Here is a 22,827-nt window from a genome sequence, read left to right on the forward strand (position 1 = left end):
TGACACTGCCTACTATTTTCTCTTCACCGTCCACTCAAAATGAAATTCGCTCACTTGCACCCCCTTTTCGTTCACTCCTTTAGACGTCATCCATAAGGTTTGCCCTACTCCAGTGGCTACTGTTGTTGCGATGGCTTCTTGTATCGCCGCTCCATCCAAACATGTAAAAGTAATGCGCCCTGTGGCTTTTTTAGTAAAAGAGGCGTTGTTATTGGCCACAAGCATGGACACTTTAGCCTCGCTTTTATGTATATAAGACATCACTAAAGCCCCAGTAGAAAGCTCTGCTGCCATGGCTTGCACAGCAAAGTACATGCTCTTAAATGGGTTCTGATTGAACCACTTGTGCTTGACACTAACCGTACAGTTTTCTGCATCAATCTGGGTACATCTCACACCGGTCCACCAGCAACTAGGCAGCTTAAAAAAGGTAAATGTGTTAATTTTTTTAGGCGTGATCATAATTTTAACATTTACCGTAAAAATAGTAAAAAGGCTTGTATTTGCAACGCTTTCGCGAAAGCGAAACCATCAAAAAAATCTAGTTATAAAAAATATATGGTACTTTGTATTGCATAATACTATCTTTTAACCATATATTTGCATAAGAAAATAATAGGCTATGGAATCAACAAACCAAAATAACTACAAGACTATCGCTACGGGTATTCATTTATTAACCTTTGGAAAATGGATTTTCCCTCTTGGGAATTTTGTCCTTCCCATTTTGTTATGGATGACGAATTCTAAGAAATCTGAGTTTATAGATAGACACGGTAAACAAGCGATCAACTTTCAGATCAGCATCACACTGTATACGATTGTACTGGCTTTTATAGGCGGCGGCGTCATCATCGGATCTATGGTTTCTGGAGGGCCTAGTTTATGGAAGGCCATGGATCACGGTACTGATTTTCCTTTTTGGAATGATCTGGGCATCTTCAATACTATAGTCACAAGCAGCGTCATCTGTGGCACTGCCATACTTATTCTAGGTGTCATCGACCTGGTATGTACGATTCAGGCAGCTATTAAAGCCAATGAAGGTAAAGATTACAATTATCCAATAACGATTCCTTTCATACCTCATCATGAGGAGGTAGAAACACCTAATAAAAAATAATATGAAGATAGAAAACACAAAAGCGCAAATGCGTAAAGGGGTTCTCGAATACTGTATTCTTTCCATCTTAAAGGAAGAGGATGCCTACGTAGCAGAGATTTTGAACACCTTAAAGGACGCCAAAATGCTGGTAGTAGAAGGAACCATATACCCTTTGCTCACCAGGCTTAAAAATGCGGGATTGCTCAACTATCGCTGGGAAGAAAGTACCGGTGGCCCGCCACGTAAGTACTACGGGCTTACTGAAACAGGTAAAATTTTCCTGACAGAACTGACCACCACTTGGGACGATCTTAAAAATGCTGTAAATTTAGTAACCAAATCAAAAATGACGAAATCATGAACAAGACCATCAATATAAACCTAGCTGGGCTGTTCTTCCATATAGATGAAGATGCCTATCAACGCCTGCAACGTTATATCGCAGCAGTGAATAATTCATTTGCTGGTACTAGCGGTGCTGACGAGATCATGAGCGATATAGAATCGCGTATTGCAGAGCTTTTTCTAGAAAAAAGAGCTAATGAAATGCAAGTTATTTCCATTACTCATGTAGAGGAAGTGATTGGTATCATGGGTCAGCCTGAAGATTATGAAGTAGACGAAGAAATTTTTGAAGAACAAACTTCTCGCAAACACTACAGAAGCACTGGTAAAAACAAACAACTTTTTAGAGATACTCAAAACGGTTATATAGGCGGAGTTTCTGGAGGTATCGGATACTACTTAGGAATAGATGCCGTATGGATACGTGTGCTTTGGGTGCTTTTGGTGATTTTTAGCGTAGGCTGGGCCATACCTGTTTATGTGTTGTTATGGATTCTGGTACCCGATGCAGTAACCACTAACCAGCGTTTAACGATGATGGGTAAAGAGGTAAATATCTCTAACATTGAAGAGAATTTTAAGCAGGGTTTTGAGCCTGTGGTCGATGGGCAGACCGACGCCGACCACCATATCGTAGGTCAAAAAGGAAAACGCGGATCCATTAGATTCTTTAATCTAGTAGGAAGATTGATCAAAGGCTTTTTTAAAGCATTGATTAAAATAATAGGCTTGATTGTTTTTTTAACGGCAGTTACAGCACTTATTGCTTTAATTATTTCTACCATAACGGCTAGTTTTATAAATGTAGACGGTCAACATTTGATACATTTCTTTGACCTAGTGGTGCCTCAACATCAAGCTTCTTGGATCCTTTTAACCGCTGCTGTGATCACTTTGGGGATCCCTTTATTAGTGCTCGCTATTTTAGGACTTAAGCTGTTGGTGAATAATTTAAAGTCTATTGGGATGCCTGCAAAAATAGTTTTGGTAGTTCTATGGATCATATCAGTAATAGTTCTTAGTGTATCTATTGCAAGAATTGCTGCTAGTCAAGCATTTGACGGGAATGTCATCAAGGTAAATGAATTTGAAATTGATAAAGAAAAGGTCTTTAACTTAAAGTTGTTGAAAGATAATTATTTAGGAGACCAGATTTATGTCAATAACAACGGGATCAAAGTCATCGATTATAAAGGTGAAAAAGCTATAAGAATCGATCAAGTTCATGTGGCCATTGCAGTGAGTAGAGATAGCCTGGCGCATGTAAATATTAATTTTAAAGCAAAAGGAGATTCCTTTGACACGGCAAAATTAAATGCTGAATCCTTAGTGTACGACTACCAGTTAACTGACTCTACTTTTGTTGCGCCTAATTATATCATCGCACCTAAAGGCTCTGGTTTACTCGGTCAAAAGGTACATGTGACGATTTATCTACCTGAAGGGACAAAAGCAAAACTGAATGAAACATTTCAATACCATTACCGAGGAGACTGGATGATTGATGACGCGTTGGATTTGGGAAGTCTTAGAAATAACACCTTCCAAATCAAAAATGCTAAAGCTGTATGCTTAGACTGTCCTGTGGTAGATGAAACAGAATCTGGAGACAGCAAGAGTACTAAAGTTATAGACTCCACCACTACTACCGATGGGAAATGGAACTACACTGATGAGGATGATGAAAAGTCCGCATGACTAAACCTTTAACATTAGGTGGCCTAGAAGTAGGCAAAGTAACAGTTACTAAAACCAAAAAAGCGGGACCTTTAACCTTTACAAAAACCTATACCTATTAGAAACAATTTTCAGTTGACGTTCTGCACTTGTGATTGAGATGTAGAACTCTTAGCCGCTCCATTTCGCTATGGAGCGGTTTTTGTTTTACCTTTGACAAATAAATTATCCTTATGAAAAAATTACTACTTTTTGTTTTCGTGTTGACTACTGCAGCAACAAGCGCTCAAGAGATGATCAAAGTAAAAGGGAATCGCCAGGTAACTACCGAGGTAAGTGCGATTGCACCTTTTAAAACATTAGAGATAAGCGATGATTATGAAGTAGAAATCATTCCAGGGGCTTCTCCCCAACTAGAAGTCACCACAGACTCTAATTTACATCAATATATTGAAGCAAGAGTAATAGATGGTCAACTAGTTATTACTTCTACAGCTAGAATACGTTCTAAAAAAGAGATGAAATTCCGAATCATTTATGGACCTGAATTAAAGTCCATAATGGTTACTGATAATGCCGTACTCTCCTCGGTTACGAGTCTTGAATTTAAAGAATTAGACTTAAGTGTAGAAAAAGATGCAAAAGTGTACCTGACAGCCAAGGTAACAAAATTAACGCTTAATGCAGCATTGAACACCAAATCAGAATTGAATTTAAGTGGTAAAAATGCTGTGATTCATCTTAGAAATAAGGCCGATTTAAAAGCGTTGATCAAATATGAAAATTTAGATTTGCATGTGGGAGATCGAGCAAGTGCTAAGATAGAGGGCGATATCAAAAACGGGAAAATCAACTTGACTGAAAACGCATCCCTCGAGGGTAAAAACCTAGTTATAGATGAATTAATCTTAACAATTAATAATAATGCTCGTACCGGAATTAATGTAAAAAATAATCTTTCTATAGACTCTAGTGATGATGCAAAAGTAACTCTTTACAATACCCCTAAAATAGAAATTCAGCAATTTATAGGAAAATCTGTTTTGAATAAAGAGTAATGTTAGACGTTAGATAACTTTAAAAACCCCCTAATCAATTGCTTTGATTAGGGGGTTTTTATAAAGATTCTTATCAATTTTACAACACAAATTTAAGAAAATACACACCTGAGGTTGTACTACTAAAAAGTCTCTTTAAAGCAAGTTCAAAGAGACTTTTTGTGATCCAATCACCCTGTTTGAACCGTTTATTTAATACTGTAATCTCCAGCTTTAACTTCTTCCACAATTCCTATTTCTGCTAGGTAGCGCTCAGAATCTAGCGCGGCCATACAACCAGTTCCTGCAGCGGTAACTGCTTGTCTGTATATTTTATCTTGTACATCTCCACAAGCGAAAACACCTGGAAGATTTGTTTTAGTAGAACCTGGAACCGTTTTCAAATAACCATCTTCTTCCATTTCCAATTGGCCTTTAAAAATATCTGTATTAGGCTTATGACCTATGGCAATAAAAATTCCTGTAATATCAATTTCATGTTTTACTTGGGTTTGATTGTTAACAATGCGCAATCCTTCCACTACAGTATCTCCTAAGACTTCATCTACCTCAGAGTTGTACAATACTTTAATATTTTTTAAACCGTGAACTCTATGTTGCATTGCTTTTGAGGCACGCATGTGATCTTTGCGCACTAGCATGGTTACGCTTTTACAAATATTAGCTAGGTACGAAGCTTCTTCTGCAGCAGTATCTCCTGCTCCTACTATAGCTACATCTTGATTTTTATAAAAGAACCCATCACAAACGGCACAAGCACTTACTCCACCACCTCGCAATCTTTGCTCACTTGGTATGTTTAAATATTTGGCAGTTGCACCTGTAGAAATAATGACGGTATTGGCTTCAATTTTTGTTTTACCGTCTACAATGGCCGTATGAATGCCACCTTTTTCTTTAGAAAAATGCACTTCAGTAACCATTCCAATGCGCACTTGGGTTCCAAAACGCTCGGCTTGTTTCTGTAGGTCCACCATCATGGCAGGTCCATCAATTCCATTTGGATACCCTGGAAAATTATCAACCTCTGTAGTTGTGGTAAGTTGTCCACCTGGCTCCATACCTGTGTATACCACTGGCTTCATATCTGCACGTGCGGCATAAATAGCAGCGGTATATCCTGCAGGTCCTGAACCTATGATCAAACATTTTATTCTTTCTATATTCTCTGACATAATTGTAAAACTTTGAGATACAAATATAAGAGCATGACTTCTCAATACCTTAATCTATCGATCACTATTTATTATCCATTTATTAAGGATTTCCATAATTGCGAGATACCTTTGATTTATGCCACAAGTATACCTCAATCCTGTTACCAAAGAAAAAGCCAGTATTCTAAAAACTAGTGCTCAAACTCATGGTGCTTATATTTTAATAGAGGTAGTATTACAACCTGGTGGAGGTAACCCTATACATTTCCATAAGAGGTTTACAGAAGATTTCTATCCGCTGCAAGGTACTTTAGGAGTTCATTATTTAGGTGAGGAGCTTTTCTTGCGGCCTGGTATGCAGTTTAAAATACCCTTGTTGGATGCGCATCGTTTTTATAATCCTGGGGATCAAACTATTGTTTTTAGAGCAAAATTAGAGCCCGGCCAGCCCGGATTTGAAAACTTTATTGCCGTCCTTTTTGGTTTTGTAGGTGATGGAACAACCTTTGGTAAGAAGCAGGTACCGTTTCACCCATTGCATGCAGTTTTATTGCTGCACTGGGTTGATAATCAAGTAGATCATTTCTTATTTAGATGCATCAAACCCTTATTATCTGTATTGGTGACGCTTTCGCGAAAGCTAGGTTATGAAAAGCACCTGCTGCAAAAATATAAATCTCTTTGACGTCTAATTTGCAACTCAATATACAAAATCGTAACATTACAGTTCATCAAATGCCCTTATGGAAAGCCCAAACATCAACCAAGAAGAAGAAAAAATAATTGAAAATAACGAACTTACTATATGGGAAGCGCTTATTCCTGTTTTTGCCCTTGTTGGGATGCTCGCTGTTAATGTCTATATCTATGGTGATGATTCTTTAAGCGGTTCTAATCAGTTTGTACTGCTATTAGGAGCTACGGTAGCTGGTATAGTAGGCTATTTAAATAAGGTTTCTTACACTACTATGATAGAGGAAGTAGCACAGAACTTAAAATCTACTACTGGAGCCATTTTAATTCTTTTAATGGTAGGAGCACTTGCAGGTACGTGGCTGTTAAGTGGTATCATCCCCACTATGATTTATTACGGTCTTGATATCTTAAATCCGTCTATATTCCTTGCTGCCTGTGTGCTTATTTGTTCGGTAATTTCGATCGCCACTGGAAGCAGTTGGACGACTAGTGCTACTGTAGGTATTGCGTTAATAGGAATTGCCGGCGCACTAGACATCAGTGCCGGAATGACGGCTGGTGCCGTGTTAAGTGGGGCTTATTTTGGCGATAAGCTGAGTCCGTTGAGTGATACGACCAACCTAGCACCTGCGATGGCAGGAACAGATCTATTTACACACATCAAATACATGACCCTTACCACAGTGCCTACTATTGCTATAACGCTACTTGTTTTTATCATTATAGGATTTAATCTAGATACTACTGGTGTGGCCGATGTTTCACAATATCAGGAGGCTATTGACGCTACCTTTAATACCTCTCCTATACTATTTGTGGTTCCTATAGTGGTTATTGCCATGATTATAAAAAAAGTATCTCCTTTAATCGCTTTATTGATAGGAACTCTTTTAGCAGGTGTCTTTGCTTTGATGTTCCAACCAGAATTGGTGCATGCTATTTCTGGAGTAAAAGAATGGAATGCCACTGCTATGTATAAAGGTGTTATGAATGCCATTACTGTAAAAACGGTGGTAGTTCCAGTAACTGATAATCCAGAGATTGCCGAAAAACTAAGTGGCCTCTTTGAAGGAAAAGGAATGGAGTCCATGTTGGGAACGATCTGGCTGATTATTTGTGCAATGGTTTTTGGGGGTATTATGGATGCCATAGGTGCTTTGTCACGCATCAGTCGTGCACTACTTCATTTATTTGACTCTGTTTTTGGGCTGTTTGCTAGCACAGTAGTAAGCTGTCTAGCGATTAATGTGACGGCAAGTGATCAATACCTGGCCATAGTCGTGCCTGGAAAAATGTACGCTAAGGCTTATGCCGAAAAAGGCCTAGCCCCAGAAAACCTTTCTAGAACCCTAGAAGATTCTGGTACGGTAACCAGTGCGTTGATTCCATGGAATACTTGTGGAGCTTATCAAAGTTCTACCTTAGGCGTAGACGTAAAAGATTACTTTATCTATGCGATATTCAACTGGCTTTCTCCTTTTATGACCTTATTGTTTGCAGCTTTTAGAATAAAAATTAAACAACTAAGTGCTCAAGCACCTACTAGGAGTAGCTGAGGAGAAAAACCTTTACAACTATAAGAGCTAGACTATAGAAATGGCTCAGTCACATTTGTATAAATAAATAAAAATGAAAAAATTACTTTTTGCGCTACCTCTAGTTATTGGATGCATTTCTGCTGCACAAAACAAATTTGACGAGCTAGAAGTCATTACTCATGAGGTAACCCAAAACGTTTACATGCTAGAAGGCGCCGGAGGGAATATATTGATTCAAGTAGGAGAATCTGAAGTAGTCATGATCGATTCACCATACGCAGCTTTAAGTGATCAATTAAAAAAAGAAATTGCAAGGATTACCGACAAGCCTCTGAAATACCTCATCAACACCCACCATCACGGTGACCATACGGGAGGAAATGAAAATTTCAATACCAAAGAAATAAGCATTATTGCACATAGTAATGTAAGAAACCGATTGATAGAAAGTGAAAAAAACGAAAACTTTTTACCGGAGAAAGTACTTGAAGAAGAGTTTATAGTATCACTGATTGATGAAGACGACTTAATTATTCACGTACACAATGCCCATACCGACGGGGATAGCTTTGTTTACCTTACTAAGAATAATGTAGTACATATGGGTGATGTTTTTTTTAATGCCCGTTATCCTTTTATAGATCTCGACTCTGGCGGCTCCATAAGTGGGTACATCACAGCACAAAAGAAGGTCTTGAATACCATAAATGAAGATACTAAAATTGTTCCAGGCCATGGAGCTCTTGCTTCTTATAAGGATCTCGCTGACTACATTCCAATGCTGGTGGATTTAAAAACACAAATTCAAAAAGAGATACGTGATGGAAAAACTCGAGAACAAGTTGAGAAAAACAATTCCATAACTAAAAAATACGATGCAAAAGGTTTTGGTGATGGGTATGTCAGTTCAGAAAAAATTCGAACTGTGATTTACGATAGTTTAATTTTAGAAACTACCCACAAGTAATATCAAATTCTATGAAGGCCCTTGTGATTTCTGGTGGTGGTAGTAAAGGAGCTTTTGCAGGTGGTGTGGCACAGTACCTACAGGGAGAATTAGGTCATGAATACGATTTATACATTGGCACTTCTACGGGTAGCTTGCTCATCTCGCATCTCGCATTAAATAAAATAGCTGAAATTAAAGACGTATACACCAATGTCAATCAATCTTCTATTTTCAATCGCAGGCCTTTTTTAGTGAAGCGAGATAAATTTGGTCAGGATCAAATCAGTATCAACCATTTTAAGGTATTGCGTAATTTCTTTAGGGGGTCTAAAACCTTTGGTGAGAGCAAAAACCTGAGAAAACTTATCGCAAACACCCTTTCTAAAGAAGAATTTCTAACACTAAAAAATGGTGCTAAAGATGTAGTGGTGACCGTTTCCAACCTTTCTTTAAATGAGACCGAATACAAATCTATCAAGGATTTTGACTACGAAGATTTTATAGACTGGATCTGGATTTCTTGTAATTACATTCCGTTTATGAGCTTGGTCAGAAAAAATGGCTGTGAATATGCTGACGGAGGTTTTGGGAGCATGGTCCCTATCAAAGAAGCTATAGATCGCGGTGCTACTGAAGTAGATGTTATTATTCTAGAAACAGAAGTGACCCATTACAACAACTTACCCTCTAAAAACGTATTCTCTCTATTATCTAATCTTCACGGTTTTATGATGGACCGCATTGAAAAGCAGAACATAATTATTGGCAAATACGTCGCTGGCCATCAAGATGCCATTATCAATTTATATTACACCCCCACCGTTTTAACTACCAACTCGCTGATCTTTAAAAAAGAGAAAATGAAAATATGGTGGGAAAGTGGTTACCAATTTGCAGCCAGTAAAAATTTAGAGCTTAATGAAATTAAGGCTGATGAGTAATCACACGTGAGACAAAAATACCCACCTAATCTCGTTATCAAATGAAACCTATTTACCTACCCCTGACTATTGTCGTAAAGAATAGGAATGAGATCAAACCTAAATTAAAGTGCATGTTGCTATTCATCCTTTTTTGCACTACTTCCTTGCAGTCCATTTCAATACTTACTATATACTAGGATAGGTACTGTCTTTATCTCCCACTGGCCATCAAATAAATTTAGAATGCTTTTACTATCAATTTATCCTATTCTTAAAGCTTACTTAAATAACTAAATTCTATTACAACATTTGTTAAGTAGATTGAAAATGTTCCGCTTTCGCGAAAGCGGACACTACATTTGCATCCGTAATAAACGAATAACTTAAAAAACAAAAAATGGCTATAGTAGGTAAAAAATTTCCAAATCTAGCAGTAGATGCAATGAATGAAATGGGTGATACATTTAAATTAAATGTATTTGAAGAAGCAAAAAACAAAGGAAAAAAAGTACTTTTATTTTGGTATCCTAAAGATTTTACATTCGTATGTCCTACAGAGCTGCATGCCTTTCAAGCAGCTTTAGGAGAATTTGAAAAAAGAAACACGATCGTTATAGGTGCTTCTTGTGATACTCCAGAAGTACACTTTGCATGGTTAAACACCTCTAAAGATAATGGGGGGATAGAAGGTGTTACCTATGACATCCTAGCAGATTCCAACCGCAACCTTTCTGGAACACTAGATATTTTAGATATAGAGGTAGAATACAATGATGAGTTAGAAGACAATGTTCTTGTAGGAGACAATGTTACTTATAGAGCGACTTACTTGATTGACGAAGAAGGAACTGTATTTCACGAAGGTGTGAACCACATGCCTGTAGGAAGAAATGTAAATGAATTCCTTAGAATGATCGATGCGTATACCCACGTTCAGAAAAACGGTGAAGTATGTCCAGCAAACTGGGAAGAAGGTAAAGAAGCAATGGGAGCAAATCGCAACGCTACTGCTGAATATCTTTCTAAAAACTAAAAAGAATCATAATAATATCCATAATTAATGAGGGAAGTAGGGATCAACATCTTTTCTAATTTCCTCATTTTTTTTAAAATAATTAATAATGCAAACATTAGATCAAGATAATCTACAAGAAATCGTTGCCAATAACGATACGGTTGTAGTACAATATATGGCTACTTGGTGTGGCAACTGTCGTGTGATGAAACCTAAGTTTAAAAAACTAGCTTCAGAAAATGAAAACACTGTTTTTATTCTTGCCGATGCTGAGAAGTTTCCAGAATCACGAAAATTAGCAACGGTAGATAATTTACCCACTTTTGCTACTTTTAAAAACGGTGCCTTTGTGAACCAAGCCCAAACTAATAAATTTGAAAACCTTAAAGATTTAGTACATGAAGTTACCAGTAATTAGACATTTACAAAAAAATGCTAGCGCAGAAGCTTTAGAAGCTACTTTAGAAGTTTTAGAGAGTTTTTCTGAACACAGGTCTGTTTCTGAAGAAGAAATGGATGTAGTAGGAGAATTGATTACAAACATATGTGGCGCTCTTGAAGTACACGCTAATGTAGCTCAAGGAATGACTAGTATAGAAGCTGCAAATGCCTTTGCCCAAAAAGTAATGGGCTCTATAGACCAATAAGCAGGTATTTTGTGTGAATAATTAAGATTTTTAATAAAAAAAATGAGTAAAATGTAGAATAACTACTCTCGGAGGTATATTTTTACTTAATAAATAAAAACGACCCCATGAAATATCAAATTTCTTTATTAGTGATCCTTTTTGGATTTACTATAGCAAGTGCTCAAAACTATTTAGATCTAGCTCGTTTAAATGTCGGTAATACCACCTTAGAAGATGAAAATGGAAATCAAGAAACTGATGTAACCAATTTCAATTTTGAATTTCTTTATCCTACTCCTATAAATGATAAAACGGTTTTAATTACTGGTTTCACTGTTGAGAATACAAGTCTAGATTTTGCTGGTGCAGCAGAATTTAACAGTGAAGGATTAACCATGACTAGATTAAATCTTGGTGCAAAAATCTCCCACAACTCAAAATGGACTGGAACTTATTTATTACTTCCTAAAATTGCCTCCAACTTTGATGATTTAGGTGGAGCCGATTTCCAATTTGGTGCTATCGCCTTATTAGAATACCGTCATAAAAACAGATTTAGAACAAAGTATGGTTTGTACAGCTCTTCTGAAGAATTTGGTGCGATTATCACTCCGCTTTTGGGTGTTTACTACAGAACACCTAATAACAAATTTTACATCGATGCAGCGTTCCCTATAAGAATGGAAGCTAATTATGGTCTAACCAAACAATTGAGTCTTGGTGCCGACTTAAGAACTTCTATTAAGTCTTACAATTTAGGTGGTGGAGTTGCTGATACTTATGTACAAGAAGAGTCTATAAGATTTGCCTTATATGCCGGTTATTCTTTTATGAAAGATCAATTGATCGTACGTGCAAAAGCAGGTCTAGATACTACAGATTATGGCTTGTATAATACAGGAGATACGGTAGGAGCTCAAGTACTTACTGTAGCACTAGGTGGAGATGATAGAACTAGATTGAACAACGAGTTTGCTAGTTCCATGTTTTTAGGCTTTGATGTTATTTATAGATTGGATCTCTAAACACTATTACTAAAGACACTAATTTGCGCGGCATTAAGAAATTGTGATTTCTTAATGCCGCGCTTTTTATTTCATTAATTGCTTTGTTTAATTAGGTCTTGTATCTCCTAATCTCATATAGGTTGCCGTGATGGTTTCCCCTTCATCACCCACCTCACTTTCTAAAAGCATGGTGTTACTTGATCTTCCTTGAGCTAACAGTAGATCAGCATTTGCATCATTACCTAGAATAGTCTTTTTACTAACCGTAGACGTGATTAAAATGAGTGTAAAAAAATGACTTCCTTTTCTAATGACAAAATAATTGTCTTTAGGTTTTCCCGATAAAATCATCGAATCAAGAAGTTGGTTGTTTTGATACAATTCTACTGTTATCTCTTTTTCATCGGTATAATCAAGGAACACCTGATTTCCCTCTCTTGGATCGTGTACCTTCTTAGCATGGTGTAAACAGAGATCATTCCACAAACTATTTTCTGGATCGTCTGGGATGTTATTTTCATAGAGCCCTGTGAGTAGGGTTTTAGTTAAAACTACTGGTTTGGATGTTAATCGATTAGCAAGACCTTGTGTCGTATAACAGCCTGTAAAAAATAAGGAAAGACCTAGTATTAAGAAGAGTTGTTTCATGATGGTTATTTGGATCACAGCAATTTATCAAATTATATACCAGTATCCATCTGTTTTAGATTCTTTCCATAATCTCGTTTTTCTATATCTTTGAACAAATTGCAATCCCATGACAAAAATCACCTGTATCCTGGTCGCTATGATTACTTTAAACAGTTGTGGCAGCTTACAAGAAATCGCAAACCACTTACCTCAGGGTAGTGGCGCTCTTTCGCAAATTGACATAGGAAATGGCTTGAGACAAGCACTGGATCAAGGAATTGATAAAGAGGTAACCAAACTTATGAATACTGACGGGTTTTATAAAAATGAGCTTGTTAAGATATTACTTCCAGAAGAATTACAAAAAGTAGGTACTGGTTTGAGAAGGATAGGATTGAGCAATGTTGCAGATGAAGGTCTTAAACTACTCAACAGAGCTGCAGAAGATGCTACTCGAGAAGCACTGCCTATTTTTGTAAAGGCAGTAAAAGATATTACGTTTAATGATGCCAAAAACATTCTTCTCGGGGATCAACGTGCTGCAACCTCTTATCTAGAAAACAAAACCCAACAAGCACTTTATGCTAAATTTAGTCCAGTGATTCAAAACAGTCTAGGGAAAGTAGGTGCAACAGATTTATGGAGCACAGCTATTACCCGATACAATAGCATCCCATTTACCAACGAAGTAAATCCAGACCTTACTGATTATGTGACTCAAAAGGCTCTAGAAGGGGTCTTTAAGATGATCTCTCAGGAAGAAATACAAATAAGAAATAACGTTAGTTCCAGAGGGACAGACTTGTTAAAAAGAGTTTTTGCTTTACAAGACAATCAAAGGCTTTTAAAGTAAATTGGAATAAAAGAGCATATAATGATGCGCTTAACAATAAAGCTTTGGCGCTCAGAAAAGAGGTACATATCTTAAGATCTGAATTACTTGTAGACGTTTAAATTGCGAATGTTACTGACTCCTATTATTATATGCTGTAACTCGATTACATCCAGCATTTTTTTCTGTCTTTTTCTCTCAAATGATCCAAAGGGAAGGTATCTAATCTATTGATGCGTTCTACATGCAGTGCCTCTTGTCTTATATAATAAGCAGATAAAAACTTGACGTCCACTTTAAGTTTCTTTCCATTTACGGTCAATTTAAATTAATGACCTCTCCTCCAATGGAACGTATTTTTCCTGGTGGATTGAAAAATAAGGTAAGATATTATTGCCCCATACAATAAAACCACGATATAGCCTAGTTATTCATTATCCTCAGGCACCAGATACATCATTGCGAGAACCCCTATAATACTTGCTATAGTTCCAACAGGATACAACCACCTTGGATACTTCTTGAACAAATCATTAAAAAAATAAAGCTTTTTTTTAGTTTTCATTATAACAATCCGCGGGCTTTGATCTCTAAATATTTATTAATCGTATTTACTGTCAATTGTTGTGGCTCTGTCAATATGGTTTGAATTCCATATTTGTTCAATTCATTTACAATCAATTTTTTCTCGTAAACAAACTTCTCTGCAATGGTTTTTTGATAAATTTCTTGAGTAGACACCGCAGGTTGCTGGACCAATTCTTTAAGCTCTGTATTCTCAAAAAATATCACCACTAACAAATGGTTTTTTGCTATCGCCTGAAGGTATGGAAGCTGCCTGTGCAGCGCGTCCATAGTTTCAAAATTAGTATACAGTAATAAGAGACTGCGTTGTGTAATGGATCGCTTGATATCTATATACAATCTAGCAAAATCACTCTCTTTAAAGTCGGTATCTAAATTGTATAAGGTCTCTAATATCAAATTCATTTGAGAAGCTCTTTTTTGAGCCATTACCTGATTAGAAACTTTATCAGAAAAGCTCAACATCCCAGCTTTATCCCCTTTCTTTAAAGCAATATTTGAAATCACTAAAGTGGAATTGATCGCATAATCTACCAATTTCAATTCTTCAAAAGGCATTTTCATGGCCCTACCTTTATCGATAACCGAATAAACGGGTTGTGACTTTTCATCTTGGAATTGATTGATCATTAACTGATTGCGCTTGGCACTCGCTTTCCAGTTAATATTGCGCACATCATCTCCCTGAACGTAATCTTTAATTTGTTCAAACTCCATGGTATGTCCTATCCTTCTGATCTTTTTAAGACCGTAATCCATTAACTTGTTCGTAAACGCCATCAGCTCATACTTGCGCAATTGCAAAAAAGAGGGGTAATTAGGCACCATGGCATCTTGGTTAAAAGAAAATTTTCGCTGGGCAAACCCCAAAGTCGTACTCACAAAGATGTGCAAGCCACCGAAATGATACTCACCTCGTTCTGTGGGCCTTACGGTATATGGAAAAGTTTTAGAATCAGATTTCTGTAAGAATTCTTTGATCTCAAAATTCCTTTCCTGAAACTGAACTGGCAACTCGTCAATGATTTTTAGGTGAATGGCTGAGCTGTATTGGTTAGTCACCAATATAGCTACTGGATTTTTATCTCCATTGGAGAATTTATCAGGCAAATGACGACTTGCTTTTATGGCATTTTTAGTCCGGTACAAAAGTAAAATATCAAAAACAAGCAAGCCTATGATCACAAAGAACCCGATCTTGAAGTAATCAATCAAACGTTCAAAAAAGAACGCAAAGACAAATAGCACGACCAGAATTCCCAGTGCGATAAAAAGGCGTTGTTGGAGATAAAGACTTTTAAAAAATTTCTTCACTATCTAGGAATCTCTATATTTTCTAAAATTTGTGCCACGGCCCTGTCTGCAGTAAGTCCTTCCATTTCTCGCTCTGGAGTAAGAATAATTCTATGACGCATGACAGCAGTAGCTATAAATTTGATATCGTCTGGAGTCACAAAATCACGACCCTTGATGGCCGCGTGGGCTTTGGCTCCATTCATTATTGCAATAGAAGCACGAGGTGACGCTCCTAAGTAAAGATTAGGATTATTACGAGTATCTAAAATGATTTTGGCAATGTACTTAATCAAGTGATCTTCTATAAAAATCTCCTTGACCGTTCGTTGATATGCAGCGATTTCATCGGCATTCATTACTGTTTCGACAGTTGACTCTGCATCGGTGTTTTTGCGAGCGTGCTGATCTGTAAGAATTTGGATTTCTTCTTCTAGATTGGGGTAATCTACATTAATTTTAAACAAGAAACGGTCCAGTTGTGCCTCTGGCAGTCGGTAAGTTCCTTCTTGTTCTATGGGGTTTTGTGTGGCAAAGACTAAAAATGGCGCCTTTAAATCGTACTCTTTTCCGTCTATGGTCACTTGACGTTCTGCCATGGCTTCAAAAAGAGCTGCCTGCGTTTTTGCTGGTGCTCGATTGATCTCATCAATCAATATGATGTTGGAAAATATAGGTCCTGGTTTGAATTCAAACTCATTATTTTTCATTGAGAAAACCGAGGTTCCCAAAATATCTGACGGCATTAAATCTGGCGTAAATTGGATACGTGAAAAATTTACATCCATGGTTTTAGCAAGTAGCTTTGCTGTAACTGTTTTGGCCACTCCAGGGACTCCTTCTATTAAAGAATGTCCGTTTGCTAATATGGAAACGATCAGTAACTCAATCATTTCCTCTTGTCCAACAATCACCTTGCGCAATTCGTTTTTAATTTTATTAACTGCAGCACTTAAGTGACTTAAATCCAGCCTATTTTTAAACTGTAAAGAGTTGGCTGTACCTTCTGCTGTTGGTTGTTCCGCTTTCGCGAAAGCGGTATCATTACCAACCTCGTCACTTTTTTGAACAAACTGCTCTTGTGCAGATTCTTGTGGCGGCAGTCCTTGTGGTTGATTTTTTGAATTATTCCTTTCGTTATTATTTTCTTCCATTTCTTAATCTTTAAAAAAAGCGTCTATCTTTTTATTGAGTTGTTTTAATTCGTAATCACTGTGCACTGGCTTGCTGCGTAAGTGAGTAATGTAATCTATAATATCTTTAGTTTGCTCTTGTGAAACCCCAGTTTTATCAGATAAACGTTGAATAAAAATAGCATCCATCTTCTCGGTATTCACAAAGTATTTTGATCTTAATTTTTGTAGAAAAAAGTTAATTTTCTTATGTATGATTCCAGAAATATCACCGGTTTGAAAATACAAATTCCCTATGGTTTTTGTAAATTCTACCGTGCTATTTTCTAGCGGACTTATTACTGGAATTGCTCGCTGTTCTCGTTTTGACTTGAATATAAAATACATTAAAATCGTTCCTAAACTAATGTACCAAGACCATTTCAAGGCGGCATTAGTAAGAATAAATCTCATAGGGGAGGAAACCACACGCCTCCCTGATTTTCCATAATCATCAAAATACACAGGACCATTATTGAGATAAGAAAAGACCTCGCTTACGTACTGTTCTTTACCCTGTTGCAACATGTAATAATTAGTGAAAGCTATGGGATTGAGGTGGTAATAAATAGCTCCATCTCCTACTTTTAATTCTATAAAATTAGCTTGAGGTACTTGCCTAGACTTCGACTTTTCAACCGCTTTTTCCATAATCGATCGAATAGAATCATGATCGGTGGCCAGATGTTCTCCGAATATTTTTTTTAAATATCCTTTAACAGGCTCAAATGGCAACACCTCACCGAGTACAGTAGTTCTAGTCGTATCGTAACTCACAAAGTGACGGTAGCTGCTTCCTTTTTGATAAATATAGCTGCGATTTTCAAACAATGGATTATTCAAGCGCACTCTTACCGTGTCTACTTGGTAATAAGAGTAATCAAGGTTGGACGCTAATTTTAAAGAATCGCCTAAGGCTCCAATTACCGTTTGGGTGGAAACAAAAACTTTGTTACCGCGCTCTGCAAATTCCATAAGATACCTCATCTCTGTTGCATCAAAACCTAGGTAATTATTAATAAAGATATAATTGGCATTTGTCTCCTCTTTGTGATTTTTCAGGAAACTCACTGGATCAACTTTTACACGTTCTACCTCTTCATCAAAGAGCTCATCCAGTTGATCATACAACACATAGGCACCATAAGGGATTTTATCACTGCTAGTATAACTCTCTTCCCAGCTCAATGGCTGTGGTGTGATGACTTCTAAAAGAAGTAACAAAGACACCACACTAAATATCAAATAGAGGTATGTTTTAGAGTTCTTATCCATCAAGCAACTTTGTTTTTAAGTAGTTGAAATTCGGCTACTGCTTCTAGATAGGACTCTGCCTCTATAGGAAATTCTCCATACCAGACGTGATCATATAAATAGGATACTTTTTTAAAGTGTTCTTTAGTGTAGAGGTTGTTCAATTCTCTGTAATAATCGGTATTGGTTTTTTGAAAATCCCATTCAATTAAATTTTGGGAGCTGAGGTATTTTAACAATTCTAAGTATTGATAGCGCACCGCGTTTCTATAATTGCCTTCTCGTTCATTGTTTTGAATGAGTTCTGTAAAGTCTATTTCTTCAATGTGGGTTTCTTCTATCATTACCTTTCTGGTCTTCGGAGAAGTTTTTCCAAAAAGTTTAGAAGCATTTTCGTTGCCTAAAATTCTTATAATCATAAAAATAACCACTGCTGCAATAACAAAGTAGAACAGATAAGTAAGGATTTTAATGGTGAGTGGCGATAGGCTAAAGCCAAAAATATTTTGAATTCTTTCCATTATCCAGCTTATAAATCTAGCGAAGAAGTTCTCATTAGTGGTTGATGTGCGCTCATAATTGAACTCTTCCCCAGAGTATTCTTGTTTTAAATCCTGATCAATTTTGCGTAAGCGGAGGTTTCTGGTATCGTAATTCCTCCCTAAGGTATCAACTATTTCGACAGGCTGCTGTTCAATCTGTTGAATCAGATTCTCAACGACTTGAGCATTCCCTAAAGTAGAATAAGCAAGAGCTATAAATAGGAAGTACAAGTAGGTTCTATTCCTCATTTCCAACTCCTAATTTAGAAATGCGACTTTTTAAAAACACATGGTACTTGGTCTCATGAAGGTTAAAATACAGATAGCCCATGACAAACATGATTAAAAAGAAAGTCAGTATTCCTGTAATGCTATTGATGGCATAAAAGAAAAATTCTACTGCTTTTAAAAAGATATTGTTATCTAATTCTATAGTATCTTCTGCACTGTTATAACTGTAAAAAAATATGATAAGCGTAGGTAATAATTGAAATAAAGCAGAGGTAAGGTAAATAAGAATGCTAGTGATAAAGGAAACCCCTATAGCTTTCCAATACTTAGAAAATAACATTTCCCATCCCTTTCCTAATGCAGCTACGGCATCAAGGTGCTCATCATAAGCATAGGAAAACATGCTCATACCTATCCAAGTAAAATAGGAAATCAAAATTATAGGAAATATGATCAGCACCCCTACTATGGGTATGATTATAGCTATCACAGAAGCTATAGAAACTGGCACAATCGCAATTCCACCTATCAATAGGATCAGGAACATGCCTCCAAATTTCCTTTTAGCAAAATGAAACACTTCTTTATAGTTGGGGTTATTGCTAGCATCTCTTTCATACAATCGCAAATAAACACCTGCTAAACTGGCGTTTAAAAGGATCACAATCACATTGATAACAAAACCTACAACACTAGCGGCAATGCTGGTTTCTAGAGAGCCAGAAATCGCCTGATCAAGGTAAGAACCATTTGACAAAGCTATTAAAGCATCTAGACCAGTATCTGCAAGATAATTAGTCAAAAAAAGAATAATGATAAAGATAAAGTTATAGGTGATAAATACCTTAAAAATATTTTTATGATCGCCTTTTAAAAAATCAAAATAGGCAGTTATTACTCCGCCAAAATCTCTACGCAGCCTCGGCTCTATGTATTTGTTCATATTTGTTTTTAACTATTCTAGGGTACACCCCGTAATACCATATAATTAACATTGCACTTCCTATCACAATAGCCCAGTTGATGATCGCAGGCATAAAGGCATACCTGGTAACAAACCCTTCTATAAAACCTGCTAGAATAAATAGAGGAATCGTGCTCACCATTACTTTTAAACCAGCCTTTGCACTTTTGACTAAGGAATATTTACGTTCATAAGTACCAGGAAACAGTAAACCATTTCCTAAGATAATGCCTGCAGCTCCACAAACAACAATGATAGAAAGCTCTATTGTACCGTGCAACATAATAACACGCCAGGCCTCTAGAGTCACTCCTTCTTTATAAAACATGGTAAAAAAGGCACCTACCATAATACCATTACTAAAAATAACATATAAAGACCCAATGGAAGTAAGGAAACCTAGCGCAAAACACATCATTCCTACTCGTATGTTATTGATCGTAATACCTAGAAACATCCCACCTTGACCACTGTCCTGATAAACAGCCGTCGGGTTTCCTGCTTCTATATTTTCTAAAGTCATAGTTACATAGCCGTCTCCTAAGATCAACCTTACAAAACTATCATCAAAAACTGTGCTTATACTACCTATAAATACAGCAACAGCAAAAGCTAGAATAGCTAAAAGAAATTCTTTTTGATAATCAGAAAAAAACAATGGAAAATCTGTCGTAAAGAACTTTACAATGCTATTTTTGTTTTCTTTCTTATTAATATAGATCTTTTGATGCGCTTGACTCGCAAGTGAATTGAGGTACTTTAAGGTATTGGAATTCTTATAATAGGTCTGTGCATACGCCAGATCATTAGTGAGGTGAATATACAAGTCAGATAAATGATCTGGATTGATCTTGATATTAGCATCTAACGCTCTTTCAAAGGCAATCCATTTTTCTTTATTTTGCTTGATGAAAGCAGCTTCACGCATGGGCTCATTTTTTGAATAATGATATAAACTTACAACCGTATGTCTAATACTGCAATTAACACAGCACAAAATGTAACTATTGAATATGAATTTGCTGGTATAGGAAAACGCATTATAGCTTTTTTACTAGATGCTGTCGTACTAATTATCTACATCATCACGGTGTCACTAACCGTTTATAAAGCAGTGGATTTATTTGATCAAAATAACGTTTTGGGAATAAGAGAATTAACTCTTCTTCCTGTTTTTTGTTATTCCTTATTTATGCATCTTCTGTTTAATGGGCGTACCCTGGGAAAATTTGTCATGAGAATTAAAGTAGTTAAAGAAGATGGATCTCCTGCACGACTATCTGATTTTCTAATAAGGTGGATATTAAGACTTATAGATATCGTTTTATTCTTTGGAACCGTAGGAGTTGTAGCTATGTTACTTTCAGAAAGAAAACAACGATTGGGAGATATAGCGGCAAAAACTATTGTGATCAATACTAGAAAAAGAACAAAAATATCGCATACCATTTTAGAAGACGTAGACCCAGGTTACCAGCCACAATTTCAAAACGCCGATATCCTTACCGATGCTGATGTAAATGAAATCAAAGACATCTGCCGTTTAGCAATAGAAAGTCGTGATTACATGACTTTGCAAGAACTGCGCTTGAAGGTAGCATCCCTTCTGAAAGCAGAATCCGCTCTAAAAGACGAAACTTTTATACGAACTGTTCTTAAAGACTACACGTTTTTAACTCAAGGACGATGAATTTTATAGAAGTTATTGATATACTAGGAACTATAGCTTTTGCTATATCTGGTGCTTTAGCCGCTTTTTCAAAAAAGCTAGATCCTTTTGGTATTGTTATTATTGCCTTTGTCACTGCTGCTGGAGGTGGCACCTTAAGAGATATCCTTATAGGTATTGAGCCAATTTCATGGATGCGAAATATGACTTTTATTCATATAATATTGGCCTGTGTTGTCCTCACTTTCTTTTTTAGAAAATACTTATTAAAACTGCGTACCACGCTCTTTCTATTTGATACGATAGGAATAGGGCTTTATACGGTTGTAGGTTTAGAAATGGGACTTAAAGCAGGGTTACATCCATTAATTTGTATCGTACTAGGTTGTATTACAGCTTGTTTTGGTGGTGTAATAAGAGATATTTTGGTGAATGAAATTCCGGTGATTTTTCGTAAAAATATTTATGCAACTGCCTGTATTTTAGGCGGTGGGGTCTACTTTATACTTCTAAAGTTTCAATTGCCAAACGAAATCATTTTTCCTGCCTCAGCAATTTCTGTTATCGCTATACGCATAGCAGCTGTGGTGTTTAAAATCAATCTTCCATCACCTTATACGAAAGAAGAAATTATGGAAGACTAAGTTGGTACTATTGCTTTCGCGAAAGCAGAACAATTAAGACCGTTAGTCTTTCCCTGCCTTAAACAGATAATCCTTTTCTGCCTTAGATAGCGATTCATAACCACTAGAAGAAATTTTATCCAAAATGGAATCCACTTTAGCCTGATCTGTAGATCGAGCAGCAGAATTGGAGGCCTTGTTGTTCCCTTTATAAACCGTCTTCATCTTAGCTTTGCGTTCTGATTTTGTGGAATTGGACCCAGACTTAAAAAGGCTGGCAAAATAGTCTCCTATTTTTGCAAAACCCTCCAGAATATCTATCCCTTCTTTCATACGTATAGCGGTATAATAACCTATTCCTGCTCCTGCAAGATGCGCTAGACTGCCACCAGTATTTACCTGTAACACTACCATGGCTAGATTAGACGCTAAGAAAAAATAGGCAAAATATTTCAACTTGATGTTCACAAATATGAGTCGGTATTCGGACTCTGGAAAGTAGGAACAAGCAAAAAAGATCAAAGCAAAAACTCCTGCACTAGCACCTATCATGCTACCTCCTTTAAAGAACCCAGGCAGTAACCCAGTGGCTAGTATAAAAGAAATGGCACCTCCTAAAACTCCCAAAAAGAATAAGGATAGCAATTGCCTGCCTCTAAATATATTTAGGACATACCTTCCCGCAATGTAAATCCCAAAAGCATTCCCTATAAAATGCCATAAATCTTCATGAAGAAAACCATACGTAATCCAGCTCCAAGGTTGTAACAAGGCAGGTATAAAACCTTTGACCAGAGCTAGTTGTGAGTAAGCTGGGAAATATAAGCGACTCAAAATCCACCCTGATATCGCAGTGAAAAATAAAATCGTTATAAGTTGACCACTCGTATCAAACGAGGCATATTTTGCCTTGAATTTATCCCAAATATTCAT

27 protein-coding genes are annotated in these 22,827 nt (G+C 36.7%); 15 read left to right on the plus strand and 12 right to left on the minus strand.

Translation table 11 applies throughout. The features are described from left to right. Positions 1 to 12: 12 nt before the first annotated feature. On the minus strand, positions 13 to 465 hold the full coding sequence (locus KG732_RS00145) for a DUF4442 domain-containing protein (RefSeq protein WP_213521153.1): 453 nt from the start codon (positions 463 to 465) through the stop codon (positions 13 to 15). 157 nt (positions 466 to 622) lie between these two features. On the opposite strand from KG732_RS00145, the gene KG732_RS00150 reads away from it, so the two are divergent. The 4 genes from KG732_RS00150 to KG732_RS00165 all read left to right on the plus strand — a co-directional run bounded on the left by KG732_RS00150 (position 623) and on the right by KG732_RS00165 (position 4,185). Further along, positions 623 to 1,123, plus strand: coding sequence for a DUF4870 domain-containing protein (locus KG732_RS00150; protein ID WP_213520040.1), 501 nt, complete (start codon positions 623 to 625; stop codon positions 1,121 to 1,123). A 1-nt stretch (position 1,124) separates the two neighbouring features. Next, entirely contained in the window at positions 1,125 to 1,466 is a 342-nt protein-coding gene (locus tag KG732_RS00155) for a PadR family transcriptional regulator (RefSeq protein WP_213520042.1), read from the plus strand. Further along, entirely contained in the window at positions 1,463 to 3,148 is a 1,686-nt protein-coding gene (locus KG732_RS00160; protein WP_213520044.1) for a PspC domain-containing protein, read from the plus strand. The genes KG732_RS00155 and KG732_RS00160 overlap by 4 nt, the downstream gene beginning before the upstream one ends. 212 nt (positions 3,149 to 3,360) lie before the next feature. Further along, on the plus strand, positions 3,361 to 4,185 hold the full coding sequence (locus tag KG732_RS00165) for a DUF2807 domain-containing protein (protein ID WP_213520046.1): 825 nt from the start codon (positions 3,361 to 3,363) through the stop codon (positions 4,183 to 4,185). Between the two features lie 188 nt (positions 4,186 to 4,373). Here KG732_RS00165 and trxB read toward each other — a convergent pair whose 3' ends face one another. Further along, a complete protein-coding gene (gene trxB, locus KG732_RS00170) occupies positions 4,374 to 5,360 on the minus strand; it encodes a thioredoxin-disulfide reductase (protein ID WP_213520048.1) in 987 nt (328 codons plus the stop codon). Between the two features lie 118 nt (positions 5,361 to 5,478). Between trxB and KG732_RS00175 the strand changes: the two genes are divergently transcribed. From KG732_RS00175 to KG732_RS00210, 8 genes are all read left to right on the plus strand, one after another. After that, complete coding sequence (locus KG732_RS00175) at positions 5,479 to 6,027, plus strand: cupin domain-containing protein (RefSeq protein WP_213520051.1); 549 nt, start codon at positions 5,479 to 5,481, stop codon at positions 6,025 to 6,027. 58 nt (positions 6,028 to 6,085) lie between these two features. Then, on the plus strand, positions 6,086 to 7,594 hold the full coding sequence (locus KG732_RS00180) for a Na+/H+ antiporter NhaC family protein (RefSeq protein WP_213520052.1): 1,509 nt from the start codon (positions 6,086 to 6,088) through the stop codon (positions 7,592 to 7,594). A gap of 73 nt (positions 7,595 to 7,667) precedes the next feature. After that, positions 7,668 to 8,543: an MBL fold metallo-hydrolase gene (locus tag KG732_RS00185; protein WP_213520054.1), complete on the plus strand. Its 876-nt coding sequence runs from the start codon at positions 7,668 to 7,670 to the stop codon at positions 8,541 to 8,543. Positions 8,544 to 8,554: 11 nt separating this feature from the next. Beyond that, positions 8,555 to 9,466, plus strand: coding sequence for a patatin-like phospholipase family protein (locus KG732_RS00190; protein ID WP_213520056.1), 912 nt, complete (start codon positions 8,555 to 8,557; stop codon positions 9,464 to 9,466). Between the two features lie 379 nt (positions 9,467 to 9,845). Continuing rightward, positions 9,846 to 10,481: a peroxiredoxin gene (locus KG732_RS00195; RefSeq protein ID WP_213520058.1), complete on the plus strand. Its 636-nt coding sequence runs from the start codon at positions 9,846 to 9,848 to the stop codon at positions 10,479 to 10,481. Positions 10,482 to 10,566: 85 nt separating this feature from the next. Then, the gene (locus tag KG732_RS00200) at positions 10,567 to 10,881 is read left to right on the plus strand and encodes a co-chaperone YbbN (protein WP_169934699.1); all 315 of its coding nucleotides are present in this window, start codon (positions 10,567 to 10,569) and stop codon (positions 10,879 to 10,881) included. Further along, positions 10,862 to 11,110 (plus strand): hypothetical protein, encoded by a 249-nt coding sequence (locus tag KG732_RS00205; protein WP_213520060.1) that lies wholly within the window; start codon positions 10,862 to 10,864, stop codon positions 11,108 to 11,110. The genes KG732_RS00200 and KG732_RS00205 overlap by 20 nt, the downstream gene beginning before the upstream one ends. A 107-nt stretch (positions 11,111 to 11,217) precedes the next feature. Continuing rightward, positions 11,218 to 12,117, plus strand: a complete 900-nt coding sequence (locus tag KG732_RS00210) for a DUF6268 family outer membrane beta-barrel protein (protein WP_213520062.1) — start codon at positions 11,218 to 11,220, stop codon at positions 12,115 to 12,117. A gap of 87 nt (positions 12,118 to 12,204) precedes the next feature. Here KG732_RS00210 and KG732_RS00215 read toward each other — a convergent pair whose 3' ends face one another. Further along, the gene (locus KG732_RS00215; protein ID WP_300980256.1) at positions 12,205 to 12,747 is read right to left on the minus strand and encodes a hypothetical protein; all 543 of its coding nucleotides are present in this window, start codon (positions 12,745 to 12,747) and stop codon (positions 12,205 to 12,207) included. Between the two features lie 109 nt (positions 12,748 to 12,856). On the opposite strand from KG732_RS00215, the gene KG732_RS00220 reads away from it, so the two are divergent. Next, positions 12,857 to 13,582, plus strand: a complete 726-nt coding sequence (locus tag KG732_RS00220) for a DUF4197 domain-containing protein (RefSeq protein WP_213520065.1) — start codon at positions 12,857 to 12,859, stop codon at positions 13,580 to 13,582. Positions 13,583 to 13,727: 145 nt separating this feature from the next. On the opposite strand, the gene KG732_RS00225 is transcribed toward KG732_RS00220, so the two are convergent. The 8 genes from KG732_RS00225 to KG732_RS00260 form a co-directional block, all read right to left on the minus strand. Next, on the minus strand, positions 13,728 to 13,883 hold the full coding sequence (locus KG732_RS00225) for a hypothetical protein (protein WP_213520067.1): 156 nt from the start codon (positions 13,881 to 13,883) through the stop codon (positions 13,728 to 13,730). A gap of 105 nt (positions 13,884 to 13,988) precedes the next feature. Next, entirely contained in the window at positions 13,989 to 14,126 is a 138-nt protein-coding gene (locus KG732_RS00230) for a hypothetical protein (protein ID WP_213520069.1), read from the minus strand. Next, positions 14,126 to 15,460 carry a DUF58 domain-containing protein gene (locus tag KG732_RS00235; RefSeq protein WP_213520071.1) on the minus strand — a complete coding sequence of 445 codons (1,335 nt, stop codon included), beginning with the start codon at positions 15,458 to 15,460 and terminating at the stop codon, positions 14,126 to 14,128. The genes KG732_RS00230 and KG732_RS00235 overlap by 1 nt, the downstream gene beginning before the upstream one ends. Further along, positions 15,460 to 16,593 carry a MoxR family ATPase gene (locus tag KG732_RS00240; RefSeq protein ID WP_213520073.1) on the minus strand — a complete coding sequence of 378 codons (1,134 nt, stop codon included), beginning with the start codon at positions 16,591 to 16,593 and terminating at the stop codon, positions 15,460 to 15,462. Before KG732_RS00240 ends, KG732_RS00235 begins: the two co-directional genes overlap by 1 nt. A 3-nt stretch (positions 16,594 to 16,596) precedes the next feature. Further along, entirely contained in the window at positions 16,597 to 17,886 is a 1,290-nt protein-coding gene (locus tag KG732_RS00245) for a DUF4350 domain-containing protein (RefSeq protein ID WP_213521156.1), read from the minus strand. Next, complete coding sequence (locus tag KG732_RS00250; RefSeq protein ID WP_213520075.1) at positions 17,886 to 18,656, minus strand: hypothetical protein; 771 nt, start codon at positions 18,654 to 18,656, stop codon at positions 17,886 to 17,888. Before KG732_RS00250 ends, KG732_RS00245 begins: the two co-directional genes overlap by 1 nt. After that, on the minus strand, positions 18,646 to 19,581 hold the full coding sequence (locus tag KG732_RS00255) for a hypothetical protein (RefSeq protein ID WP_213520077.1): 936 nt from the start codon (positions 19,579 to 19,581) through the stop codon (positions 18,646 to 18,648). Before KG732_RS00255 ends, KG732_RS00250 begins: the two co-directional genes overlap by 11 nt. Further along, positions 19,550 to 20,530, minus strand: a complete 981-nt coding sequence (locus KG732_RS00260) for a stage II sporulation protein M (RefSeq protein ID WP_213520079.1) — start codon at positions 20,528 to 20,530, stop codon at positions 19,550 to 19,552. Before KG732_RS00260 ends, KG732_RS00255 begins: the two co-directional genes overlap by 32 nt. A gap of 39 nt (positions 20,531 to 20,569) precedes the next feature. Here KG732_RS00260 and KG732_RS00265 point away from each other — a divergent pair, with 39 nt between their 5' ends. Together KG732_RS00265 and KG732_RS00270 are read left to right on the plus strand one after the other, a co-directional pair. Next, entirely contained in the window at positions 20,570 to 21,292 is a 723-nt protein-coding gene (locus tag KG732_RS00265; RefSeq protein ID WP_213520080.1) for an RDD family protein, read from the plus strand. Then, positions 21,289 to 21,915, plus strand: a complete 627-nt coding sequence (locus KG732_RS00270) for a trimeric intracellular cation channel family protein (RefSeq protein ID WP_213520082.1) — start codon at positions 21,289 to 21,291, stop codon at positions 21,913 to 21,915. The genes KG732_RS00265 and KG732_RS00270 overlap by 4 nt, the downstream gene beginning before the upstream one ends. Before the next feature lie 42 nt (positions 21,916 to 21,957). Here the strand turns inward: KG732_RS00270 and KG732_RS00275 are convergent, their stop codons facing one another. After that, positions 21,958 to 22,827: a rhomboid family intramembrane serine protease gene (locus KG732_RS00275; protein WP_213520084.1), complete on the minus strand. Its 870-nt coding sequence runs from the start codon at positions 22,825 to 22,827 to the stop codon at positions 21,958 to 21,960.

Origin of the sequence: Nonlabens sp., from assembly GCF_018401815.1 — a bacterium.
Lineage (GTDB): Bacteria > Bacteroidota > Bacteroidia > Flavobacteriales > Flavobacteriaceae > Nonlabens.